Here is a 21552-nt window from a genome sequence, read left to right on the forward strand (position 1 = left end):
GGAATTAACCTCCAATCACTGTTACGGGATCAACTTTGAGGATGGTGCGAACCGGAATTAGGGCTCCAAGGAGGGCCATTCCGATCAGCGCAACGCTTACGCCGCTAAGCAGGGGCAGGTTGACGGCTAACGGGACGGCGGCGGGAACGACCAGGAACGTGCCGGCCGTTAGTGCGGCGCCGAGGATGAGTCCGATGACCGTTAGGAGCACCGCCTGGATGAGGACGGCGCTGACCAAAACCCGGGTGGGGATTCCCTGGGCCCGCAGGACGGCATACTGGGGAAGTTTTTGCATGGTGATGATGTACAGGAAAACCGCAATCACGATCAGGGAAATCACCATTAAAAAGCCAATCATAAACTCAAAGGTCATGTTTTGGGCGGCGTATCCGGGGAGTTGCTGGATGAACTTAGCAACCGGCACCGTTGTAAGATTCCCCATTGAACCGTTAAAGGTTGCCCGCTTTGACACCACGGCGCTCGCCTTGAACCCGGCAGGAATGTTTTTCAGCTGTGGCCAGCTTGCTAACCGGCCGTAAATAACCGGGGCAATGCTAAGCTTGGCGTTTTTGGTAAATCCAACGACGGTGAAACGGTGGGCGACCGTATTTAACCGAACGTGGTCGCCAAGCTTGTAGCCCGCATTTTTCAATGATGTATCCAGAACGATTTCGTGGTCTGTTTTGGGCATGTGACCCGCCACCAGTTGGAGGTGCTGGGCGATGTACTGGTGGGGCTCCAGGCCAATGAACTGGGCGGACTGCTTGGCTCGGTGGGTACCCTTTAAGACTACCGGGGCCTGCCCCACGTACGCTTCGTTGGCGCCGAGGCGGAGCTTAGCGGCGTCCTGGGTGGTGATTAATGACTGGGCGAGGTTGGTATTGGCATCCTTATTAAGGACGATCTGGCGGGTGTGCCACGAATTAATTGCGGCCGTGTTTTGGCTGGCAAGTCCCTGGGCCAGGCTGGTTAAGATGAAAATCAAGAAACTTACCAGCGTTACCAGGGCAATGATGAGCCCGTACCGGAGCTTTTCGTGGGCGATTTCTTTAAGTGCAAGAAACATTGTTAATCCTCCTTCAGGTGCTTGATTACGGTGGCGTAACGGTGGATTAGCGCTTTTTGGGCGGCGGGGGTAATCAGGATTGCCCGCACTGTTTCGTGGGCAAGGACGGTGGCCGCCCATGCGACTGGCGTCAGGTCCGTTAAGGCGGGGTGGACGGCGATAATCCCTTCATCGACCGTGAAGTACAACCGTAAAAACGCAGCGTACGGGGAGTGCAGGATGGCCGTTACGAACTGGTCGAGATCATCCGGAGCGGTCACCGCGTGCTTAACGGGGGCGTGGACGGCAGTCATGGCAGCCTGAAACACGCTTTGGTAGGCGTCTTTGAGGCCGGTAAAGTACTTATAAAACGCACCGCGTGAAATCTGGGCGTCCTTGATGATCCGGGCGACCTGCGCTTCGGCAAGACTGTAGTGGGAAAATTCGGTCCGCGCCGCTGCGAGGATTCGTTCCCGTTTAGCGGCGGGTAAGTGATGAAACGTTGGTGTTGCCATTATAATGTTCCTCTCTGGTGACACCGTGTCACCGATTGATATTCACAGCCTACCACGGTGGGTGACACTGTGTCAACATTAACGGATTTGGCGGGGAATGGTAGAATAACGGTAACTATCGGAGTGTCAGGAGGGAAGAAAATGACGCAGCGTGAAATCAGTAATGCGGAGTGGGAGGTCATGCGCTTGTTGTGGTCGCTTGGCGAAGCTTCTAGTAAGCAGTTAGCGGATTTACTGGTCAAGAAACAGGGCTGGAAGGATGCCACCGTTAAAACGCTGCTGGGGCGGTTGGTAAATAAGGAATACGTTACGGCTAAAAAGAGTGGCCGGCGGTACTTGTACCGGGCAGCGGTAGGAGAACAGGCGACAATTGATGCTCAATTAAAGATGAGTTTCGATAAAATTTGTCAACGTCATGTTGGCCGGGCGTTGGCCCACGTGGTGCAGGAGGTTCCCCTTACAACGACGGATATTGACCGGCTCGTCGCCCTCCTAAAGGCTAAACGAACAACTGCGCCGGTGACATTATCATGTGATTGTCTGTTTCCACCCCAGGAATGTCAGCGCGAGAAATAAAAATTTGTAAAATAGTTTTGTAGTTAGAACTAAAATGTAATATACTAAGAAACAGTTAAGAGGTTATTGGAGGTTATTGATAATGGCAGCATTTGAAAAGTTAATGTTGGACTTAAGTCAGCAATTACATTTACACCAGGTAATTAGTGGCAACGATGATAGTGAAATGGAGCGTCTTGGAGCGTTCGATATTTGTTACCTTGAGGCCATTAACCAACTGGGAAAGCCAACGATTGGGACGGTTTCTCACCTGTTGAACCAGTCGACCCCGAACACCAACTACCACGTTAAGAAGTTGATTAGCCTGGGGTTAATCGATCGGGTAATGGACAAGAAGGACCGGCGGGTTGCCCACCTGTTTGTTACGGACAAGTACCGCTCAATGATGCGGGCTGGGGGCGATGATTTCTGGAAGAATCTTCAAGAAGATCTGGGAGAAAAGGTTTCGTCCGATGACATCGCTACTTTCCAGCGGGTGTTGAAGGAGACGATCGCACTTTTGCGGAAGTCTGGTCTTGATAAGAAGGTTGAGGAAAACAAGAACAAGAAGCGGAAGGAGTAATGCGTCTTCCGGTTTGTTAGGCGGCGGCCCGGATGATTTCGGGTCGCCGTTTTTCTAGGAACTAAATTCAAAATAATAAATGTATATTTTCACAATCTAGGAATTGTAGAATGTAAATCCCGTCCTCTTTTTAAAAGAACTTTGCGCTAAAAATGGCGGTGTTAAGCTAATGTAAGGGTTGACACAAATCTGGCAATTCTGTATTATTTTTGATGTAGGATAGGTAACAATTAACTCACTTTAAGGAGGAAGTACAATGACTGAATACCGAATTGAAGAGGACACACTAGGTCCAGTTAAGATTCCCGCCGAAGCACTGTGGGGGCCACAGACCGAGCGGAGCCGGAACAATTTCCCAACGGGCGAGTTGATGCCAATTGTCATTATTCGGGCAATGTTAAACATCAAGAAGGCCGCCGCTGAGTCCAACCTGGAACTAAAGAACATCGACCAGGCAAAGGGTGAGCTCATTATTCGGGCAGTCGACAGTCTGCTTGCCCTTAGTGATGATGAGTTACGGGCAGATTTCCCGCTGCACGTTTACCAGACAGGTTCGGGAACGCAAACAAACATGAACGTGAACGAAGTGGTGGCAAACAAGGCGATGCAGCTGGATCCGTCCATCGAGATTCTGCCAAACGACGACGTTAACCGGGGGCAGAGTTCTAACGATACCTTCCCGACGGCGATGAACGTGGCCGCGGTTGAGGCGGTTGCTCAGCTGGAAGAGGCTGCGCAACACCTGATTGACGAGCTGACCAAGAAGCAGAAGCAGTACTGGAAGACCGTTAAGATTGGCCGGACCCACTTACAGGACGCGACACCGCTGACGTTTGGGCAGGAAGTGAGTGGCTGGGTCAGCATGGTTCAGCACGACCTGGACTACTTAAAGGAACTAGACGATACGTTGCTTGAACTGGCAATCGGGGGAACGGCCGTTGGGACCGGGTTAAACGCCGTACCAGGCTTTGCCGACATGATTGCCGCTAAGTTTAAGGAATACTACGGGTTTGACTTTACCGCGAAGAGCAACAAGTTCTATGGGTTAGCCGCTCATTCCGGAATTAACGTGGTTCACGGGGCCATTAAGTCCCTGGCTGCCGACCTGATGAAGATTGCAAACGACGTGCGGTTCCTAGCATCTGGTCCGCGGGCCGCATACAACGAATTAAACATTCCGGCGAACGAACCAGGTTCTTCCATCATGCCTGGGAAGGTTAACCCGACGCAGGCGGAAGCCATTACGATGGCGGCCACCCGTGTAATGGGGAACGACGTAACGATTGACGTGGCTTGCTCCCAGGGGAACTTTGAAATGAACGTTTACAAGCCGGTGATGATTGCGGCCTTCCTGGAATCAGCTGACCTGTTACGGGGAACGATGATGGGCTTTGCTGACAAGATGATTGCCGGAATGACGGTTAACGAGGAACGGATGAAGGAACTCGTTGATAATTCCCTGATGACCGTAACGGCCCTGTCACCGCACATCGGCTACCACGACAGCGCAAAGATTGCCCAGCAGGCCGACAAGGAAGGGACGACCCTGCGGGAAGCAGCCCTGAAGTCCGGGAAGCTGACGGCCGAACAGTTTGACGAGTGGGTTGATCCGCTGAAGATGACAAACATTGATCAGGATAACTAACGGAGGTAAGTGAAATGGCGAAGTTTTGGTACCAACCATGGGGCGCAAACATGCTGAAAGACCAATACGACGTGGTAATTGTCGGGTCCGGGGCAACTGGGCTGGTGGCCGCAATTCAGGCTAAGGAACTCGGGCTGAAGCCGGCGGTCTTTGAAAAGATGGAGAAGTTAGGGGGGAACTCCAACCGGGCTTCTTCAGGAATGAACGCGGCGGAAACGAACGTGCAGTTACGCCACGGCATCGTCGACAGTATCGACGACTTCTACAACGAAACGTACCAGGGCGGCGGTAAGCTCAACGACCAGGACCTGTTACACTACTTCACATCACACGCCGCCCTTGCGGTTGACTGGCTCTTTGACCACGGAATTAAGCTCGAAGACGTCACGATTACCGGGGGGATGAGTCGGAAGCGGGCTCACCGGCCAGCCAGCACGGCGCCAATCGGGGCGTTCCTTATCAAGCACCTGTTGCAGGTAGTGCAAGAAGATAACGTGCCGGTCTTTAACAACACGAAGGTTACGCAGCTGTTACACGATGATGTCAACCGGGTCACTGGGGTAAAGCTTACCGACGAAAACGGGCAGGAACGGACTATCAAATCCCGGGCAGTGCTCCTCGCTACTGGTGGTTTCGGGGCGGCGAAGGACCTCATTAAGAAGTACCGGCCGGACCTGGTTAACTACAAGACGACCAACCAGGAAGGGGCTACTGGAGACGGTTTGAAACTGGCAGAAGAGGTTGACGGCCAGCTCGTTGACATGAACTTCATCCAGATTCACCCGACCGTTCAGCAGGATAACCCGCACGTATACCTGATTGGGGAAGCCGTTCGGGGCGAAGGGGCCATCCTGGTTAACGGCCAAGGCGAGCGGTTCATTAACGAACTGGAAACGCGGAAGGTGGTTTCCGCGGCGATTACGGCCCTGCCGGAAAAGAGCGCCTACCTGATCTTCAACCAGGACGTGCGGGACCACGCGAAGGCCATCGACTTCTACGACAGCGTGGGGTTAGTTGAACACGGGGAAACCCTTGAAGCCTTGGCTAAGAAAATTGGTGTTCCGGCTGATAAGCTGACGGCCACGGTTGACCGGTGGAACACGGTGGTGGCCGACCAGCACGACGCGGACTTTGGCCGGACAACCGGGTTGAATCACCAGTTCACGGCCGGCCCGTTCTTTGCCATCCACATTGCTCCGGCCATCCATTACTCCATGGGAGGCCTGCACATCGATCCGCAAACCCGCGTGTACGACACGAATGGGCGGATTATTTCGGGACTATACGCCGCTGGGGAAGTAGCCGGTGGATTGCACGGGAACAATCGGATTGGGGGGAACTCCATTGCCGACACCGTAATCTTCGGCCAGCAGGCTGGTAAGCAGATTACCCGGTTTGTTCGGGAGCACCAGGGTAAATAGGCGCTTAGCGGAATTAACCAACAAAAACTAGTAGTCATTAACGGGGATGACCGCACGGGGTTTAAGGGACCCTAGCGGTGATCCCCGTTTTGGGGTATAAATGTAGTACAATAGGGGCCAATGAGGAGGGTGAATTGATGAAGCCAAAGAAGCGGTTGCGTCGGATGGTTGTGTTGACACTGTTGGCGGCAATTATTGTCATTCAAAACGTTGTGCCTTTTTTGGGGTACATTCCAATTGGCCCTTTAAGTATTACGGTCATTCCCGTCACGGTGGCCGTGGCGGCAGTGATTCTTGGCCCCCGGGCTGGCGCGTTAATCGGGGGGATTTGGGGAGTAATTGACTGGATCCGGGCGTTTTGCTGGCCAACAAGTCCGTTGGCAGCCCTGGTAATGGTTAATCCGCTCGTTTCGGTGCTCCCGCGGATCTTAGTTGGGGTGGTTGCAGGACTAGTATTTCGGCGGTTCCGTAACCAGCACCGCCAGCTTGGTGCGGCCATCGCGGCGGGCTGCGGTTCTTTGACGAACACCGTGCTTGTGCTGGGGTTGATTTACCTGCTCTACCGGGGGCACGCGCATGCATTGTATGGGGTGACCGTTCATGCGTTGTTACCGTATCTATTAACGGTGGTGGCAACCAACGGGATTCCTGAGATGGTTCTGGCAATGGTGGTCGTTCCTCCGATTACCTGGGCGTTGGCCCGGCGGGGATTTGAAAACGGGAGTGATTAAATGCGCCGGTGGTGGCGAAAAGTAAAGCGAATAGTCCGGCGGCATCGGCGGGGCGTGAGCGTGACGGCAATCGTGTTCCTGCTTCTGTGCGGTTTGGTCGGTTGGGGCGTTCACCGCGCAACCCCACCCACGCCGGTTACGCCAGCTGACCGGCAACGGCAGGTGTTTATCAAACAGGTAGCGCCCGTTGCCCAGCGCGCTCAGCGGGTTACCGGAGTTCCGGCTAGCATTACCCTGGCCCAAGCGGCGTTGGAGTCGGACTGGGGCCAGAGTGAGCTTGCGCGAAAGTATAATAACTTATTTGGTGTTAAGGGGACCGGAACGGACTCGGCGATGATGTTAACTAAGGAATACGTTAACGGTCAGTGGATTACGGTGCGGGCCAGTTTTGTGGTGTATCCTACGTGGCAGGCGGCCGTGATGGCGCACGACGAGTTACTTGCGGGAAATCAGCGGTATGCGGGGGTCCTGCGGGCACCGAGTTACGTTGCGGCGGCGCGTGCCCTGCAAAACGGGGGGTATGCGAGTGATCCGGACTATGCGGCGAAACTAATCCGGTTGATTCGGCAGTACCACCTTGACCGGTATGATTAATAGGATGAACACTTTTTTGTAGGATGTTTGTGGTAAAATAACGTGAAACAAGCACGTTTTGCGGATGAAAGGATCGTTGTGTGGATGGCGGATGAGGTTTTATTTCCGGGCAGCACGGTCGGGATTATTGGTGATAGCCCGAACGGAATCATGCTGGCCCGGGCAGCAAAGAAATTAGGGTTTAAGGTCGTCGTGTACTGTACGCAGGAGGGCAATCCCGCCCTTGCGGAAGCGGACGTTCCAATGGTGGGGCGGATGGATGACCAGCAACGCATACAAGACTTCGCCCAGCGGTGTGATGCGGTTACCTACGAATCAGAGAAGGTCCCGCTGGAAGCCGTTGAGGTGGTCAGCAAGTACACGCAGGTTCCCCAGGGGACGGAGTTACTGGAAATCACCCAGGACCGGTTGCTTGAGCGGGCCTTTTACGACCAGTTGAACGTCAACATTGCGCCGTATGCGACGATTATCACGTTGGATGATGTGTACCAGGCGGTTACTTCGATTGGGTACCCGTGCGTGCTGAAACCCGTCCAAAAGCGGCCGGGAGACGACCGGTTTATGATAATTAAGCGGCAGACGGACATCACCAAGTGTGCGGGTCTCCTGGAACAGGGCGGCACGTTTATCCTGGAAACCTGGGTGCCGTTTGCGAAGGAATTGTCCGTCATTGTTACCCGCGATGGGAAAAAGGCGCAGAACTACTTCCCGATTGTCGAAAACATCTACCACGACGGCCGACTGCACGAGACCCTTGTGCCCGCGCAGATCGACCGTGACGTTGAAAAGGAAATTCAGCGGTTATCAATGCAGATTGTTCAGCAGTTTAAGGCCCGCGGGACGTTTGAGATTAGCTACTTTATGACGGCGGACGGAATGCTGTACGTCAAGCGGATTGTGCCGGCCCCGTCTATGCCGGGATACGTTTTTGATGCGGCAATGAACATCAGTATGTTTGCCCAGCATATCCGGGCGATTGCGAACATGCCACTGGCGCGGACGGAAATTCTCGAGCCAACGGCCATGGTAATCGTGGAGCAGGAGGACATGCCTGCATTGCGGACGCAGTGGGTGTTGAAGAGTAACTGGCGGTATAACTTCTTCCGTTACCCGCAATCACTGCAGGGACACCGGCCCCTCGGATACCTGTTGGTAATGGCACCAACCATTAAGGATGCCCGGGATCAGATTGATTCAACGGCAATCTGGGATGCAATGACAAAACAAGCTGAATAAGAACGTGGGTTGGCAGGAGCCATCATGAGGTGATGAGCGGCTGCCAGCCCGCTTTTTTGTTATAATGGGGGTTAGCTAATTAAGGAGAAAGAAGTGGAACTTGTGGCAGTAAACGACCTGTTAGCGGGATTGAACCCGCAGCAACGCCAAGCGGTCCAGACGACGGAGGGACCACTCTTAGTAATTGCCGGAGCGGGAAGTGGGAAAACCCGGGTCCTCACGCACCGGGTGGCGTACTTGATTGCTGAAAAAAACGTTAATCCGTGGAATATTTTGGCCATTACGTTCACCAACAAGGCCGCAACGGAAATGCGGACGCGGGTAAACCAGATTGTCGGGGAAGATGCTGCCGAGATCTGGGTATCGACGTTCCATGCCCTGTGCATGCGGATTTTACGGCGGAATGCCGGGGAGATTGGGTACGACCGGTCCTTCACGGTTGCGGGGGCCAGTGAACAACGCACCCTTATTAAGCACATAATGAGTGACCTTAACATTGACCCTAAGCGGTACGATCCGCGGGGGGTCCTGGGGGCCATTTCAAACGCCAAAAATGACATGCTAACGCCGGAAGAATATGCGGCTAAGGCGGTCGGCCCGTTCCAGGACGTGGTTGCCAAGGTTTACCGCGAGTACCAGGAGGGGTTACGTACCAACCAGGCGATGGATTTTGACGACTTAATTATGAAGACCATCCAGCTGTTTAAGCAGTCGCCTGATACCCTGGCTTACTACCAGCGGAAGTTCCAGTACATTCACGTCGACGAATACCAGGATACCAACCAGGCCCAGTACGAGCTGGTTGCCATGTTAGCGAAGGCCAACCGGAACCTGTGCGTTGTTGGGGATGCTGACCAGAGTATTTACGGCTGGCGGGGAGCCAACATGCAAAACATCCTGGACTTTGAAGCCGATTACCCGGACGCCACCACCATTAAGCTGGAGCAAAACTACCGCTCAACCAAGACCATTCTTGCGGCGGCGAACGCGGTGATTAAGAATAACACCAACCGGAAAGAGAAGGCGCTGTGGACGGACAATGCTTCCGGGGACAAGATTAAGTACTACCGGGCAGATAACGCCAACGATGAAGCGTACTATGTTATCAAAAACATTAACCGTGAACGGCAGGAGCACGGGCGGCACTACCGGGATTTTGCCGTGCTGTACCGAACAAACGCCCAGTCCCGGACGATGGAAGAAGCGCTGATGAAGGCGAACGTCCCGTACAAGATCGTTGGGGCGCACAAGTTCTATGAACGGAAAGAAATTGCGGACGTCTTGGCGTACCTCCGGTTGGCGACCAACCCGGACGATTCCCTCAGCTTTGAACGGGTGGTTAACGAGCCTAAACGGGGGATTGGGGCCGGTACCCTCGATAAGTTACAGGCTTTTGCGGAAACCAACCAGCTGTCGTTGTTGGCAGCGGCTGAAAGTGCGCCGTTAATTGAAGGGATTACATCGCGGATTGCCAACCGGCTGTTGGCCTTTGCCCGGATGATGCGGGCGTTTAAGGACGCGGAGCAAACCACCACCGTTACGGAACTGACAAAGCGGATTCTTGATGAAACGGGCTACATGGATGCTCTGCGGGCCAACAAGGAATTAAATGAAAGCCGGATTGAAAACGTCAATGAATTTCTAACCGTAACGCAGGACTTTGACCGCCAGTGGCAACCGGAAGACGAGGACGCCGACCGGTTCGTGGACTTCCTGGCCGGCCTGGCGTTGGTTTCAGCCCAGGATGAAATTGAGGACGCCGACGAGGTCACGCTGATGACGCTCCATGCGGCCAAGGGACTGGAATACCCGGTGGTCTTCATGATTGGGATGGAAGAGGGCCTCTTCCCGTTATCCCGGGCAGCCGAGGACCACGATGAGTTGGAAGAAGAACGCCGGTTAGCCTACGTGGGAATTACCCGGGCGCAGGAAGAACTTTTCCTCACCAACGCTTTTTCCCGGATGCTCTACGGGCGGCGGCAAGCCAACATCCCGTCCCGCTTCATTGAAGAGATTGATGACGATCTGGTACAACCGGCTAACCCGACCCTTACCCAGCGGAGCCAGCAACTGGATGAAGCCCACCTGCCGTTTGGCAACCGGCCGCACCCGGCCCCGTACAAGAAACCGGCATATAAACAGCCGGCCGGAACGGTGGAACGGCCCCAGGGTACTGGGGCGGACAAGCAGACCTGGAAGGTTGGCGACCTCGTGATGCATAAGAAGTGGGGTCAGGGGGCCGTTGTAAAGGTTAACGGCAGCGGTGAAGACCTTGAGCTCGACATTGCGTTTAAGGAACAGGGGATTAAGCGGCTGTTAGCTGCGTTTGCCCCGATTACCAAGCTTTCCTAGGAGGAATTGAAATGACAGTTCCAGCAGAAATCCAACAGCATGCTGCCCAGCTTCGGAAGCAGCTCAATCAGTGGGGCCGAGAATACTACGGGGCTGACCAACCGAGTGTTCCGGACCACGTGTACGACGCGGCGTACCGGGAATTACAGGATATTGAAAAACAGTACCCGGAACTGGTAGTGCCCACCTCACCAACGCAGCGGGTTGGGGGCGCGGTGCTCGACCAGTTTACCAAGGTGACCCACGCTATCCCGATGCTGTCTTTGGGAGACGTGTTTTCCAAGGATGAACTGGCCGCCTTTATCACTAACTTAAATGAAACGGTGGGCCAGGAGCTGGCGTATAACTGTGAGTTGAAAATTGACGGGTTGGCCATCTCCGTAACCTATGAAAACGGACATTTTGTGAAGGGATCAACCCGGGGCAACGGAACGATTGGGGAAGACATTACCGCTAACTTGAAGACGATCAAGGCTATTCCGATGGAACTGACCGAACCAGTTTCAATCGAGGTGCGCGGGGAGTGTTACATGCCCAAGAAGGCGTTCGTTGCCCTTAATCAGGAACGGGAGACTGCCGGCGAGCCGGTGTTTGCCAACCCGCGGAATGCGGCAGCAGGGTCGCTCCGCCAGCTTGACTCACGCGTCACGGCTGCCCGGCAGCTCAGCGCGTTCATGTACTACCTAATGGAGCCGGAAAAACTGGGGGTTACCACTCAGAGTGGGGCACTGGCAAAGTTGCGGGAACTCGGCTTCAAGGTTAACCCCGACTACCGGACCGTGACGACCCGGGCGGAGTTTGACGAGTATATCGACGAGTACACCGCTAAGCGGGCAAGCCTGCCGTATGAGATTGACGGGATTGTGTTAAAGGCCGACCAGTTAGCGGTGCACGCCGAGGTGGGGAACACGGTAAAGGTCCCGAAGTGGGCGATTGCCTATAAGTTCCCGCCGGACGAGCAGGAAACCGTCGTGCGGGCCATCGAGTGGACGGTGGGCCGGACCGGGGTAGTGACCCCAACGGCTGTCATGGATCCCGTGCAGCTTGCCGGGACCACCGTTTCCCGGGCCTCCCTGCATAACCCCGCCTACCTTCAGGCCAAGGACATCCGGGTAGGCGATACCGTGACGCTGCATAAGGCCGGGGATATTATTCCCGAGGTCAACCGGGTGCTGGTTGCTAAACGCCCGGCGGATAGTCACCCGTACGTTATTCCGCCGACCTGTCCGGAGTGTGGCGCGCCGTTGGTTCACCTCGATGATGAGGTGGCCCTGCGGTGTGTGAACCCAGCGTGTCCGGCACTTGTGAAGGAGAGCTTGACCCATTTTTGTTCCCGGAACGCGATGGATATTACGGGCGTTGGTCCCCGGATTATTAACCAGCTCTTTGCGCGGGGATTAGTGCATGACGTAGCGGACCTATACACCCTGACGTTTGATCAGCTGGTGCAATTGGATAAAATTAAGGACAAATCAGCAACAAACCTATTGACAGCAATTGATAAAAGCCGCAATAATTCTATTGAACGTCTATTATTTGGCCTGGGAATCCGGCACGTTGGCGCGAAGGCGGCCCAGCTAATTGCGGCGCACTTTAAGACGATGACGGTCATTCAGGATGCCCAGGTGGAGACGGTTGCGGCCATCCCGACAATCGGGCCGACAATTGCGGATAGCGTGGTGAAATACTTCGCCAACCCAGCAGTGGCAACGTTGCTTGACAAGCTTGCCGCTGCGGGGGTGAACATGACGTACCATGAGCCCCAGCAGGCGCCGGTTACGACTGGTTTCTTTAGTGGAAAGCGGGTCGTGTTGACCGGGACGCTCACGGCAATGAAACGGGCAGATGCCAAAAAATGGCTTGAAGCCCACGGTGCGACCGTGACGGGCAGCGTTTCCGGGAAGACCGACCTGTTGATTGCGGGAACGGCCGCCGGAAGCAAGTTGACGCGGGCCCAGCAACTGGGAGTCACTGTAATGGACGAAGATGCGTTTCGCGCACAAATGGAGGAAGAACGGTGAAGAAGAGAGTAGTAGTCGTGGGAACGATTCTTGCGAGTGCATTACTGTTTGCAGCCTGCGGGCGGGATAGCAGCTCGCGGGGTTCAAACGATAAGATTCAGGTCACTGGGCAGGCGAATGACCACCAGTACCAGGGGGTTATTCAAAACGGGCGCTATAAGACCGCTAAGGCCCGGGGCGTTGACCTTAGTCAGGATTCCGGGAACCAGCTCAACCTCAAGAGTTTTGAGGACGGAATGACGGAGCTGTCACAGCAGCAGTTTTCACCAAAGAGTTACGTTTTTCAGGAGGGCCAGTACCTAACTAAGAAAACCGTAACGAAGTGGCTGGGCCGGAAGTCCAAGGATAATCCGGATGGGTTAAACCCAGCGGATAACGGTCAAAAGGATGCTAACAAGCGGAATCCAATGTACGTTCAGCAGATTGGTGAGCAGGACTACATGAAACAGGATGGCAACAAGCTAACCCTGCGCGGGATGACGATTGGGATTGGCATGAACCAGAAGGATTACTACGAAAAGGAGCAGTACGGGCCGACGTTTACGACGAACATCCCGACATCAACAATGGAAGCCAAGGGGCGGGAAGCGGCGCAAACCGTGCTTGCCCGGGTGCGGAAACTGCCCGGGGTCGGCAACGACGTTCCAATTCTGATTGGAATGTACAAGCAGGCACCCAACGATAGCTTAGTTGGTGGGGTGTTTTACGAGTACGCGGTTAGCTACCACGGAACAGACCTCGGTGACTGGAAGCAAACCGACTTCCAAAACGTGGTTTTCCCGGCAACCGCGAACCACTCGGTGCCAAATTCTAACGATGAGCAGTCGTTCGAGAACTTTAAGAATAAGATCCAGAACTTCTTCCCGAACCTGGCGGGGGTTACCGCTCAGGCTCGGTACAAGGGAAAGCAAATTCAGGGAATGAAGGTTACCATTACGACCCAGTTCTACAGTGAAACGGAAATCACCCACTTTAGCCAGTACGTTGCGCAGGCAGCGAAGACGTACTTGCCGGCGCAGATTCCGATTGACATTACGGTGAACGGCGCCAACGGGCAAACACAGAGCGTGATTACCCGGCCGGCTGATGGTGGAAAGTTCACCGCACAGGTATTGAATAGTTACTAAGATTACAAGACGGGGGACGATAGCATGGCAATTTCGGCAGAAGAAGTGCGCCACGTGGCAGCACTAGCAAAGATGGCCGTCACTGACGAAGAATTAACGAAGTTTACCGCTCAGATGGATGACATTCTGGGAATGGTCGAACAGTTACAGGAAGTCGATACGACCGATGTTCCGATGACGTATAACGTTACGGATGCCCGTAACGTGATGCGGCCGGATGAAGCGGTTCCGGGAACGGACCGGGCGGAACTTATGAAGAACGTTCCGGAAAGCGAAGACGGCTACATTAAGGTGCCAGCGATTATTGATGAAAGCGAGGAAGGCTAGATGAACTACTTTGAAAACGACCTGACAACCCTCCACGCGGGGCTTGTTAACAAGCAGTTTAGCGTGGTTGAGCTGGTCAAAGAAACGTTTGCGACGATTAAACAACGCGAACCGCAGTTTGAGGCCTTCCTGGCCCTCAACGAAGAAGCGGCCTTAAAGCAGGCGGCGACGTTAGACGAACAGGGAATTGCCCCGGATCAGCTCCTTGCGGGGATTCCCGTAGGCATTAAGGATAACATCGTAACGAAGGGACTGACGACCACGGCTGCCAGCAAGATTCTGGAAAACTTTAACCCGATTTACGATGCGACGGTCATGGAAAAACTGGCTGAAGCCGGGATGATCAACGTCGGGAAGTTAAACCTGGACGAGTTTGCGATGGGAAGCTCTACAGAAACCTCCGCGTTTAAGCAGACCAAGAATGCCTGGGACCAAACAAAGGTGCCGGGCGGATCATCTGGTGGCCCGGCCGTGGCGGTCGCTGCCGGTGAAATCCCGGTGGCCCTCGGGTCAGATACCGGTGGTTCGGTGCGGCAACCAGCAACGTTTAACGGCGTTGTCGGGACCAAGCCAACGTATGGGCGGGTTTCCCGTTACGGGCTGATTGCCTTTTCTTCTAGCCTGGATGAAATTGGGCCGATTACCCGGACGGTTAAGGATAACGCCCTGGTACTGGGGGCAATTGCCGGGCACGATGACCACGACCTGACAACTTCCAGCAAGGAAGTCCCAGACTTTACGGCCGGAATTGAGGATGGTGTTAAGGGCCTCCGGATTGCGGTGCCGAAGGAATACTTCGCTGCGGGCGTTGCTGATGGGGTCAAGGACGCGATTAAGCAGGCCCTTGCCGAAATGGAAAAACTGGGAGCAGTTGTGGACGAGGTTTCCCTGCCGTACAGCAAGTACGGGGTGCCGATTTACTACGTTCAGGCGTGTGCTGAGGCATCGTCTAACCTGCAGCGGTACGACGGTATTCGGTACGGTTTTCGGGCAAAGGACGTTAAGAACCTGGAGGATGTATACGTCCGGACGCGGACGGAAGGCTTTGGGCCGGAAGTTAAGCGGCGGATTATGCTCGGGACCTACGTTCTTGCGGCGGGTTCGTACGATAAGTTCTTTAAGAAGGCTGCGCAGGTCCGGACGCTGGTTTGTCGTGACTTTGCGCGGGTCTTTAAGGATCACGACGTTATCATGGCACCAACGACGGCTACCCCGGCCTTCTCATTCGGGGCAAAGGTCGATGATCCGGTTGCGATGTACATGAATGACGTGCTGACGATTCCAAGTAACCTGGCTGGGTTACCAGGGATGTCGGTTCCGGCCGGCTTCGTGGATGGCATGCCGGTGGGACTCCACATTATCGCCAACTCCTTTGATGAACAGACCATGTACCGGGCGGCATACGCCTACGAACAGGCGACCCGGTTCTTTGAGAACGTACCAGCGATTGGGGGGCAGAACTAATGAACTTTGAAACAACGATTGGACTCGAAGTCCACATTGAAATGAAGACGAAGTCAAAGGCTTTCTCACCGGCGCCAGTGCGGTTTGGTCAACCCCAAAACACGGATACGAACGTCATCGACTGGGGTTACCCGGGGGTTCTTCCCCAATTGAATCGCGGAATCCTTGAGTACGGAATGCGGGCAGCACTGGCCCTCAACTGTGAGATCACTAAGGACATCCACTTTGACCGGAAGAACTACTTCTACCCGGACAACCCGAAGGCGTACCAGATTACCCAATCGGATACGCCACTTGGTCGGAACGGGTGGCTGGAAATTACCGCTGAAGACGGCAGTAAGAAACGGATTGGAATCCACGAAATGCACGTGGAAGAAGATGCCGGGAAAAACACCCACAACCCGAATGGTTACTCGTACGTTGACTTAAACCGGCAGGGGACGCCACTGATTGAAATCGTGTCGGAGCCGGACATTGCTTCACCAGAGGAAGCCTACCGTTACCTAACCCGGTTACGGCAGATTATCATGTTCTCCGGGGTTTCTGACGTGAAGCTTGAACAGGGATCCATGCGGACGGACGTAAACATCTCAATCCGGCCGTATGGGGCCACTGAGTATGGTACCAAGACCGAAATGAAGAACTTAAACTCGTTTGACCATGTTCGTAAAGGGCTTGAATACGAGGCCAACCGGCAGGCGCAGGTGCTGATGAGCGGGGGCACCATTCAGTCCGAAACGCGGCGGTACGATGTGCCAACCGGGAAGACAATCCTGATGCGGGTGAAGGAGGGTAAGGACGATTACCGTTACTTCCCTGAACCGGATATTCCCCCGGTGCACATTTCTGACGAGTGGATTGAAGAGGTGCGCAACTCAATTCCGGAAATGCCGGATGAGCGGCGGAAGCGGTACGAAAACGAGTTCGGCCTGTCCGAGTACGATACGGACGTTCTGACACAAACGAAGGAAATGTCCGACTTCTTCGACGCCACGGTTGCGCACGGGGCGGACCCGAAGTTAGCGGCCAACTGGCTGATGGTGGAGGTGAACTCCTACCTAAACGCCCAGCAGGTTGAGCTGGCTGATACGGCGCTGACACCGGAGCACCTGGCAACGATGATCAAGATGATTCAGGACGAAACGATTTCCGGGAAGATTGGGAAGAAGGTCTTCAAGGAAATCATCAAGAGCGATACGGAACCACAGGCTTGGGTTGAGCAAAAGGGCATGGTTCAGCTATCAGACCCGGTTAAGCTGCAGCCGATTATCGACGATGTACTCGATAATAACGAACAGTCCATCACCGACTTTAAGAACGGGAAGGACCGGGCTGTTGGTTTCTTAGTGGGCCAGATTATGAAGCAAACGCGCGGCCAAGCCAACCCGAAGGTGGTTAATAAGCTGTTGATGAAGAACTTAAATGCGCGGTAAGAGTGATTAGGAAGGACCGAGGAAGATGCAAAAACGGTGTCGCATTATCTATAACCCTACATCTGGGCGGGAGGCAATGAGGAACGACCTCGTTGATATTCTGACCATCATGGAACGGTCGGGATATGAGACGAGCGCGTACGCAACGACCCCGGAGCCCGATTCGGCAAAGAACGAAGCAATTCGGGCGGCGAAGAGCGGGTTTGCGTTGATTATTGCGGCCGGCGGGGACGGAACAATTAACGAGGTTGTCAACGGCTTAGCTCCCCTGAAAAAGCGGCCGAAGCTGGGAATTATCCCGGCCGGAACGACGAACGACTATGCTCGGGCACTCCACATCCCGTTGGAGAGTCCGGTCGAAGCGGCGCGGGTAATTGCGCGCGGAAAAACGATTAAGATTGACATCGGCCAAGCGGGTGATCACTACTTCGCCAACATTGCGGCGGGGGGGCTGCTGACCGAACTAACGTACAGTGTCCCGTCTGAGTTGAAGTCGATGTTTGGGTACATGGCATACCTGGTGAAGGGCGCAGAACTTCTGCCGAAGATTAAGCCGGTTGACATGCACCTGGAATACGACGGCGGCACGTACGACGGGAAGGCGTCAATGTTCTTCCTGGCGCTGACCAATTCAGTTGGTGGGTTTGAACAGATTGCGCCCGATGCGTCGCTTGACGACGGGAAGTTCACCCTGATTGTGGTTAAGACGGGCAACCTGTTGGACCTGATGAAGCTGGCGGTTAAGGTATTTGCTGGCGGGAATCATATTGATGACCCGTCCATTCTGTACGTAAAGACGTCGAAGCTGGTCGCTAAGACCGCAAGCGAGCGGATGATGATCAACATTGACGGTGAGTATGGTGGCGATGCGCCGATGACGTTCAGGAACCTCAAGCAGCACCTGGAAATCTGTGCAAATACGGACCAGTTACCGGAAACGGCGGTAACGACCCGCACGGAGGTTGAACAGGCCACCCGGGATGAACTAATGCACGAGATTGCCGACCTGGATCAGGATGAAGCCACCCGCCTGCAGCAGGAACTTGACGCCAAGGAGCAGGCGCAAGAAAAGAAGAATTAAGCAGGGATAACTAACCCTAATGAACGAGCTAGAAGTCAGCCAGTTGCCTTATCAATGCTTCGTGTAATTGGTTCGGCTTGGGACTTCCACGATGCTCGTTTTCTTTGTTTTGTCACACCTGTACTTTTAGGAGGAAAAAACGGTGAAGCAGCACGCGCCAGTAAAGAAAAACGATGAACTTACCGTGACCATTACCGACCTGACGTACCAGGGGCTGGGGGTTGCTAAGGTGGATGGTTACCCGCTCTTTGTGACGGGGGCGCTTCCCGCAGAACGGGTGGTCATCCACGTCACGAAGGTGCAAAAAAACTTTGGGTACGCCCGGGTGGTCCGGTGGGAAACCACCAGCCCAGACCGGACGGCTGCGCCTAATAAGGTCCTTACCCAGACTGGAATTGCGCCGTTAGCTCATCTTAGTTATGCTGCGCAGCTCCGGTTTAAGCGGAAACTCATCACGGACCTGTTGCAAAAGGCCCACCTGGAGATTGAGGTGGCCCCCGTGATGGGGATGGATGACCCGTGGCACTACCGCAACAAGGCCCAGGTTCCGGTGCGGGAGGTGGACGGCCATCTCCGGACGGGCTTTTACCGCCAACGAAGTCATCAGTTTGTGCCGGTCACGGACTACGGCATTCAGGATGAGCGGATTGATGCGATTTTGCAGGTGGTATGTACGGTGTGTGACCTGTACAAGGTCTCAGCGTACGACGAAGAGCACCACCGCGGGGTTCTGCGGCACATCATGGTGCGGCGGGGATACTACTCGCACGAAGTAATGGTAGTGCTGGTGACGCGTACCCGGAAATTGCCCCACGCCCAGGAGATTGCCGCCCAGATTATGCAGCGATGTTCGGACGTTGTGGGGGTCATGCACAACGTTAACCCAAAGCGCACAAACGTCATTATGGGCGAAACGACGACGGTGCTGGCTGGGCAACCAACGATTACCGATGAGTTAAACGGGGTCCGGTTTGCGGTGTCCGCCCAGTCGTTTTACCAGGTTAATCCGCAACAAACCGAACGCCTTTACGCAACGGCCGTTGAACGGGCGCACCTTACGCCGGAAATGACGGCGGTCGATGCCTACTGCGGTATCGGGACGATTACTTTGACGGTGGCCCGTCACGTCAAGCACGTCTACGGGGTGGAGGTTGTCCCGGAAGCGATTAAGGATGCCCGGCAGAATGCAGCGTTAAACGGAGTTACCAACGCGACGTTTGCCGTGGGAACCGCCCAGGAGTGGATGGCGAAGTGGGCGGACCAGGGAATTCATCCGGACGTGGTCTTTGTTGACCCGCCGCGGAAGGGCCTGACACCGGACCTGATTGCAAGCATTGCCCAAATGGCCCCGCAGCGGGTGGTGTACGTCAGCTGTAACCCGGCGACGCTGGTGCGTGACTTACAGCAGTTCATGCAGGCAGGGTACCGGGTGAGTGCACCAATTCAGCCGGTCGACCAGTTCCCGCAAACGGTGCACGTGGAAAGCGTGACGGTGTTAGAGCGGAACTAAAACTGATATGAGAGAATCCCCCTAAGTCTGGGATGAGAGGTCCGAGACTTAGGGGTATTATCAGTTATAATGATTTATTCACTTTTTTTACTGAGCGTTTCATGATCAATTACCTCAACGAAGCGGAGATAGAGTTTTTTATCGTGACGGTAATAGATGATTAAAACGTCGTCATCGTAGACGTGGTATTCGTTATAGTTAACATAGGGGCTTCTTCTTAGGAGGTGATCATTGTACTCTGGTGGGAGCGTTCCGCTTTCCGCAAGGATTACAATCGATTCCCTAATATCTTCGATAATTTCCACGAATTCATCATGGGTGTATTTTTGTTTTAATCTTTTTGCAGAGCGCCAGAATTCTTCGGGAATATTAACAGTGTACTTCATAGTTAAATTCCTAGATTCTGCTTAAAGGCCCTCTTTAAGCTTTCTTCATCAGAGTAGTTTTTAGAGTCATCGGGAAGGTAGCCTAACACTTCTAACTCATCTTTGCGTAAATGGTTCTTAATTTTGTCACTAACCGGTTCCGTATACTCTTCGTAGTGCATTGTAGTAAATGGGGAATGACCGTTATTGGCAATCTGGGTGGCAATCATCTTAAGGCCCTGGGGCGTAGTGGTTCCGTCTTCGGCAAAGATTCGATCCAGTTTATTTTTAACGTCAACGGGAAGTTTTAGTTGAACCAGTTTAGTAGGTAATTTAGCTGGTGTTCCCATAATGAATCCCACCTTTCCTATAATTGGTATGGTAATTATATGCTATTACATACTACTATTCAACCGACAGCGATCGTCGTTGTGCAGTTACTTAATCCGTTTAACGCTTTCCCTGGGAGTAATCACCGTTGGAATATCAGTAACCGCGGTGTGGTTGAGAACCCGATCTACGGCGGCTGCCCCAATTTGTGCAAAGTTTTGGGTTACGCTCGTGAGTTGGGGGAGAGTTAACTCGCAAATGTAGGTTCCGTCAATGCAGACGATGGACAGGTCATCGGGGAGGTGCAGACCTTCGTGATGGGCTGCCTGGATGAGTCCCGCACCAACCATGTCACTTCCGGCCACAACGGCAGAAACACTCTTCTTTTTAAGGGTTGATAGGGCGGTAATTCCCGCTTTTCGCCCATAATCACCGTTTATGATTACCGGAGGGGTATCAATACCTGCATTAGTAAGTGCACTTTGAAAGCCAGCTTGACGGCGGGTTCCCGTTGGCCCCTGGTCGATTCCTACAAGGGCTAAGTGTTGGTGACCGTGCTCAATAAGGTAGTTGGCTGCCTGGTAGGCGATCCAGTAGTCATCAGAACTTACGAATGGGTATTCAGGCATCCTGGTGGCTGCAAAGCACAGCGGAACGTGGGCAGCCGTGAGAAGTGCCGTACTTTGATTATCTGGAAACACACCGACGAGAATAATGGCGGCGACGGTGCGCTGCAGTGCGGTTTGAATTGCCTGGTGCTGCAGACGGGCGTCGTTATCGCCGGCCGAGAGCATGATAATTCGCTTTCCGGCGGCGTTTGCCTGCTGCTGGATACCGTGAATAACCTGGGCTGCAAACGGAGTGGGGGTGTTATTGATGATAACGGCAATTACGTTTGATTGCTGGCGTACTAGGGTCGCAGCTGTTTCGTTTCGTTGGTAGCCCATTTCTTGGGCAATTTTCCGGACACGTTCGCCTGTTTTAGCGTTAAATGAACCGGTTTTATTGGCAAGAATACGGGATACTGATGCGATCGAAACGCCTGCCCGGGCGGCGATGTCTTTAATTGTCGGTTTCATAACCATGTTCCTCCGTGGTAAGTCTAAGGGTTATTATAACGCGAAAACCGCCGACTTCGTCCCCAAAATGAGTAAACGTTTACTTTTTTGTAAAAACAATATTGTAAACGTTTACGAAAAGAGTTATATTAAGGGCGA

Annotated in this window: 20 protein-coding genes; 15 read left to right on the plus strand and 5 right to left on the minus strand. The window is 53.9% G+C overall.

What is annotated here, in order from left to right:
- Positions 1-4: 4 nt before the first annotated feature.
- Entirely contained in the window at positions 5-1066 is a 1062-nt protein-coding gene (locus tag QOR60_RS03970) for an ABC transporter permease (protein WP_283582068.1), read from the minus strand.
- A gap of 2 nt (positions 1067-1068) precedes the next feature.
- On the minus strand, positions 1069-1560 hold the full coding sequence (locus QOR60_RS03975; RefSeq protein ID WP_283582069.1) for a TetR/AcrR family transcriptional regulator: 492 nt from the start codon (positions 1558-1560) through the stop codon (positions 1069-1071).
- Between the two features lie 141 nt (positions 1561-1701).
- Here QOR60_RS03975 and QOR60_RS03980 point away from each other — a divergent pair, with 141 nt between their 5' ends.
- The 15 genes from QOR60_RS03980 (at position 1702) to rlmD (ending at position 19640) form a co-directional block, all read left to right on the plus strand.
- Entirely contained in the window at positions 1702-2136 is a 435-nt protein-coding gene (locus QOR60_RS03980; protein WP_283582070.1) for a CopY/TcrY family copper transport repressor, read from the plus strand.
- An 82-nt stretch (positions 2137-2218) separates the two neighbouring features.
- Positions 2219-2698, plus strand: a complete 480-nt coding sequence (locus tag QOR60_RS03985; RefSeq protein ID WP_283582071.1) for a MarR family winged helix-turn-helix transcriptional regulator — start codon at positions 2219-2221, stop codon at positions 2696-2698.
- Positions 2699-2954: 256 nt separating this feature from the next.
- A complete protein-coding gene (locus QOR60_RS03990; RefSeq protein WP_283582072.1) occupies positions 2955-4343 on the plus strand; it encodes a class II fumarate hydratase in 1389 nt (462 codons plus the stop codon).
- Positions 4344-4357: 14 nt separating this feature from the next.
- Complete coding sequence (locus QOR60_RS03995) at positions 4358-5764, plus strand: flavocytochrome c (RefSeq protein WP_283582073.1); 1407 nt, start codon at positions 4358-4360, stop codon at positions 5762-5764.
- A 137-nt stretch (positions 5765-5901) separates the two neighbouring features.
- Entirely contained in the window at positions 5902-6495 is a 594-nt protein-coding gene (locus QOR60_RS04000; protein WP_283582074.1) for an ECF transporter S component, read from the plus strand.
- Complete coding sequence (locus QOR60_RS04005) at positions 6496-7089, plus strand: glycoside hydrolase family 73 protein (RefSeq protein ID WP_283582075.1); 594 nt, start codon at positions 6496-6498, stop codon at positions 7087-7089.
- An 84-nt stretch (positions 7090-7173) separates the two neighbouring features.
- Positions 7174-8325: an ATP-grasp domain-containing protein gene (locus tag QOR60_RS04010; RefSeq protein WP_283582210.1), complete on the plus strand. Its 1152-nt coding sequence runs from the start codon at positions 7174-7176 to the stop codon at positions 8323-8325.
- Positions 8326-8427: 102 nt separating this feature from the next.
- Entirely contained in the window at positions 8428-10677 is a 2250-nt protein-coding gene (gene pcrA / locus QOR60_RS04015) for a DNA helicase PcrA (protein ID WP_283582211.1), read from the plus strand.
- Between the two features lie 11 nt (positions 10678-10688).
- Positions 10689-12698, plus strand: a complete 2010-nt coding sequence (gene ligA / locus QOR60_RS04020; RefSeq protein WP_283582076.1) for an NAD-dependent DNA ligase LigA — start codon at positions 10689-10691, stop codon at positions 12696-12698.
- Complete coding sequence (locus tag QOR60_RS04025) at positions 12695-13825, plus strand: CamS family sex pheromone protein (RefSeq protein WP_283582077.1); 1131 nt, start codon at positions 12695-12697, stop codon at positions 13823-13825. The genes ligA and QOR60_RS04025 overlap by 4 nt, the downstream gene beginning before the upstream one ends.
- Before the next feature lie 24 nt (positions 13826-13849).
- Positions 13850-14152, plus strand: coding sequence for an Asp-tRNA(Asn)/Glu-tRNA(Gln) amidotransferase subunit GatC (gene gatC / locus QOR60_RS04030; protein WP_283582078.1), 303 nt, complete (start codon positions 13850-13852; stop codon positions 14150-14152).
- Positions 14153-15616: an Asp-tRNA(Asn)/Glu-tRNA(Gln) amidotransferase subunit GatA gene (gene gatA / locus QOR60_RS04035; RefSeq protein WP_283582079.1), complete on the plus strand. Its 1464-nt coding sequence runs from the start codon at positions 14153-14155 to the stop codon at positions 15614-15616.
- Complete coding sequence (gatB, locus tag QOR60_RS04040) at positions 15616-17049, plus strand: Asp-tRNA(Asn)/Glu-tRNA(Gln) amidotransferase subunit GatB (RefSeq protein WP_283582080.1); 1434 nt, start codon at positions 15616-15618, stop codon at positions 17047-17049. The genes gatA and gatB overlap by 1 nt, the downstream gene beginning before the upstream one ends.
- A gap of 25 nt (positions 17050-17074) precedes the next feature.
- Positions 17075-18130, plus strand: a complete 1056-nt coding sequence (locus tag QOR60_RS04045) for a diacylglycerol kinase (RefSeq protein WP_283582081.1) — start codon at positions 17075-17077, stop codon at positions 18128-18130.
- 142 nt (positions 18131-18272) lie between these two features.
- Complete coding sequence (gene rlmD, locus QOR60_RS04050; protein WP_283582082.1) at positions 18273-19640, plus strand: 23S rRNA (uracil(1939)-C(5))-methyltransferase RlmD; 1368 nt, start codon at positions 18273-18275, stop codon at positions 19638-19640.
- 74 nt (positions 19641-19714) lie between these two features.
- On the opposite strand, the gene QOR60_RS04055 is transcribed toward rlmD, so the two are convergent.
- The 3 genes from QOR60_RS04055 to QOR60_RS04065 form a co-directional block, all read right to left on the minus strand.
- Positions 19715-20026 (minus strand): type II toxin-antitoxin system YafQ family toxin, encoded by a 312-nt coding sequence (locus QOR60_RS04055; RefSeq protein WP_283582083.1) that lies wholly within the window; start codon positions 20024-20026, stop codon positions 19715-19717.
- 2 nt (positions 20027-20028) lie between these two features.
- The gene (locus QOR60_RS04060; RefSeq protein ID WP_283582084.1) at positions 20029-20355 is read right to left on the minus strand and encodes a type II toxin-antitoxin system RelB/DinJ family antitoxin; all 327 of its coding nucleotides are present in this window, start codon (positions 20353-20355) and stop codon (positions 20029-20031) included.
- An 87-nt stretch (positions 20356-20442) separates the two neighbouring features.
- Positions 20443-21414, minus strand: a complete 972-nt coding sequence (locus QOR60_RS04065) for a LacI family DNA-binding transcriptional regulator (protein WP_283582085.1) — start codon at positions 21412-21414, stop codon at positions 20443-20445.
- Positions 21415-21552 lie beyond the last annotated feature (138 nt).

Origin of the sequence: Ligilactobacillus hohenheimensis, from assembly GCF_947381805.1 — a bacterium.
GTDB classification, from domain to species: Bacteria; Bacillota; Bacilli; order Lactobacillales; family Lactobacillaceae; genus Ligilactobacillus; species Ligilactobacillus hohenheimensis.

What these genes read in the sequence shown, in the direction of transcription:
- QOR60_RS03990 (WP_283582072.1), top strand. Translation starts at nt 2,955, where the DNA reads ATGACTGAATACCGAATTGAAGAGGACACACTAGGTCCAGTTAAGATT.
- QOR60_RS03975 (WP_283582069.1), bottom strand. Translation starts at nt 1,560, where the DNA reads ATGGCAACACCAACGTTTCATCACTTACCCGCCGCTAAACGGGAACGA.
- QOR60_RS03985 (WP_283582071.1), top strand. Translation starts at nt 2,219, where the DNA reads ATGGCAGCATTTGAAAAGTTAATGTTGGACTTAAGTCAGCAATTACAT.
- QOR60_RS04045 (WP_283582081.1), top strand. Translation starts at nt 17,075, where the DNA reads ATGCAAAAACGGTGTCGCATTATCTATAACCCTACATCTGGGCGGGAG.
- QOR60_RS03970 (WP_283582068.1), bottom strand. Translation starts at nt 1,066, where the DNA reads ATGTTTCTTGCACTTAAAGAAATCGCCCACGAAAAGCTCCGGTACGGG.
- QOR60_RS04000 (WP_283582074.1), top strand. Translation starts at nt 5,902, where the DNA reads ATGAAGCCAAAGAAGCGGTTGCGTCGGATGGTTGTGTTGACACTGTTG.
- gatC (WP_283582078.1), top strand. Translation starts at nt 13,850, where the DNA reads ATGGCAATTTCGGCAGAAGAAGTGCGCCACGTGGCAGCACTAGCAAAG.
- QOR60_RS04060 (WP_283582084.1), bottom strand. Translation starts at nt 20,355, where the DNA reads ATGGGAACACCAGCTAAATTACCTACTAAACTGGTTCAACTAAAACTT.
- gatA (WP_283582079.1), top strand. Translation starts at nt 14,153, where the DNA reads ATGAACTACTTTGAAAACGACCTGACAACCCTCCACGCGGGGCTTGTT.
- gatB (WP_283582080.1), top strand. Translation starts at nt 15,616, where the DNA reads ATGAACTTTGAAACAACGATTGGACTCGAAGTCCACATTGAAATGAAG.
- QOR60_RS03995 (WP_283582073.1), top strand. Translation starts at nt 4,358, where the DNA reads ATGGCGAAGTTTTGGTACCAACCATGGGGCGCAAACATGCTGAAAGAC.
- ligA (WP_283582076.1), top strand. Translation starts at nt 10,689, where the DNA reads ATGACAGTTCCAGCAGAAATCCAACAGCATGCTGCCCAGCTTCGGAAG.
- QOR60_RS03980 (WP_283582070.1), top strand. Translation starts at nt 1,702, where the DNA reads ATGACGCAGCGTGAAATCAGTAATGCGGAGTGGGAGGTCATGCGCTTG.
- QOR60_RS04055 (WP_283582083.1), bottom strand. Translation starts at nt 20,026, where the DNA reads ATGAAGTACACTGTTAATATTCCCGAAGAATTCTGGCGCTCTGCAAAA.
- QOR60_RS04010 (WP_283582210.1), top strand. Translation starts at nt 7,174, where the DNA reads ATGGCGGATGAGGTTTTATTTCCGGGCAGCACGGTCGGGATTATTGGT.
- QOR60_RS04065 (WP_283582085.1), bottom strand. Translation starts at nt 21,414, where the DNA reads ATGAAACCGACAATTAAAGACATCGCCGCCCGGGCAGGCGTTTCGATC.
- QOR60_RS04005 (WP_283582075.1), top strand. Translation starts at nt 6,496, where the DNA reads ATGCGCCGGTGGTGGCGAAAAGTAAAGCGAATAGTCCGGCGGCATCGG.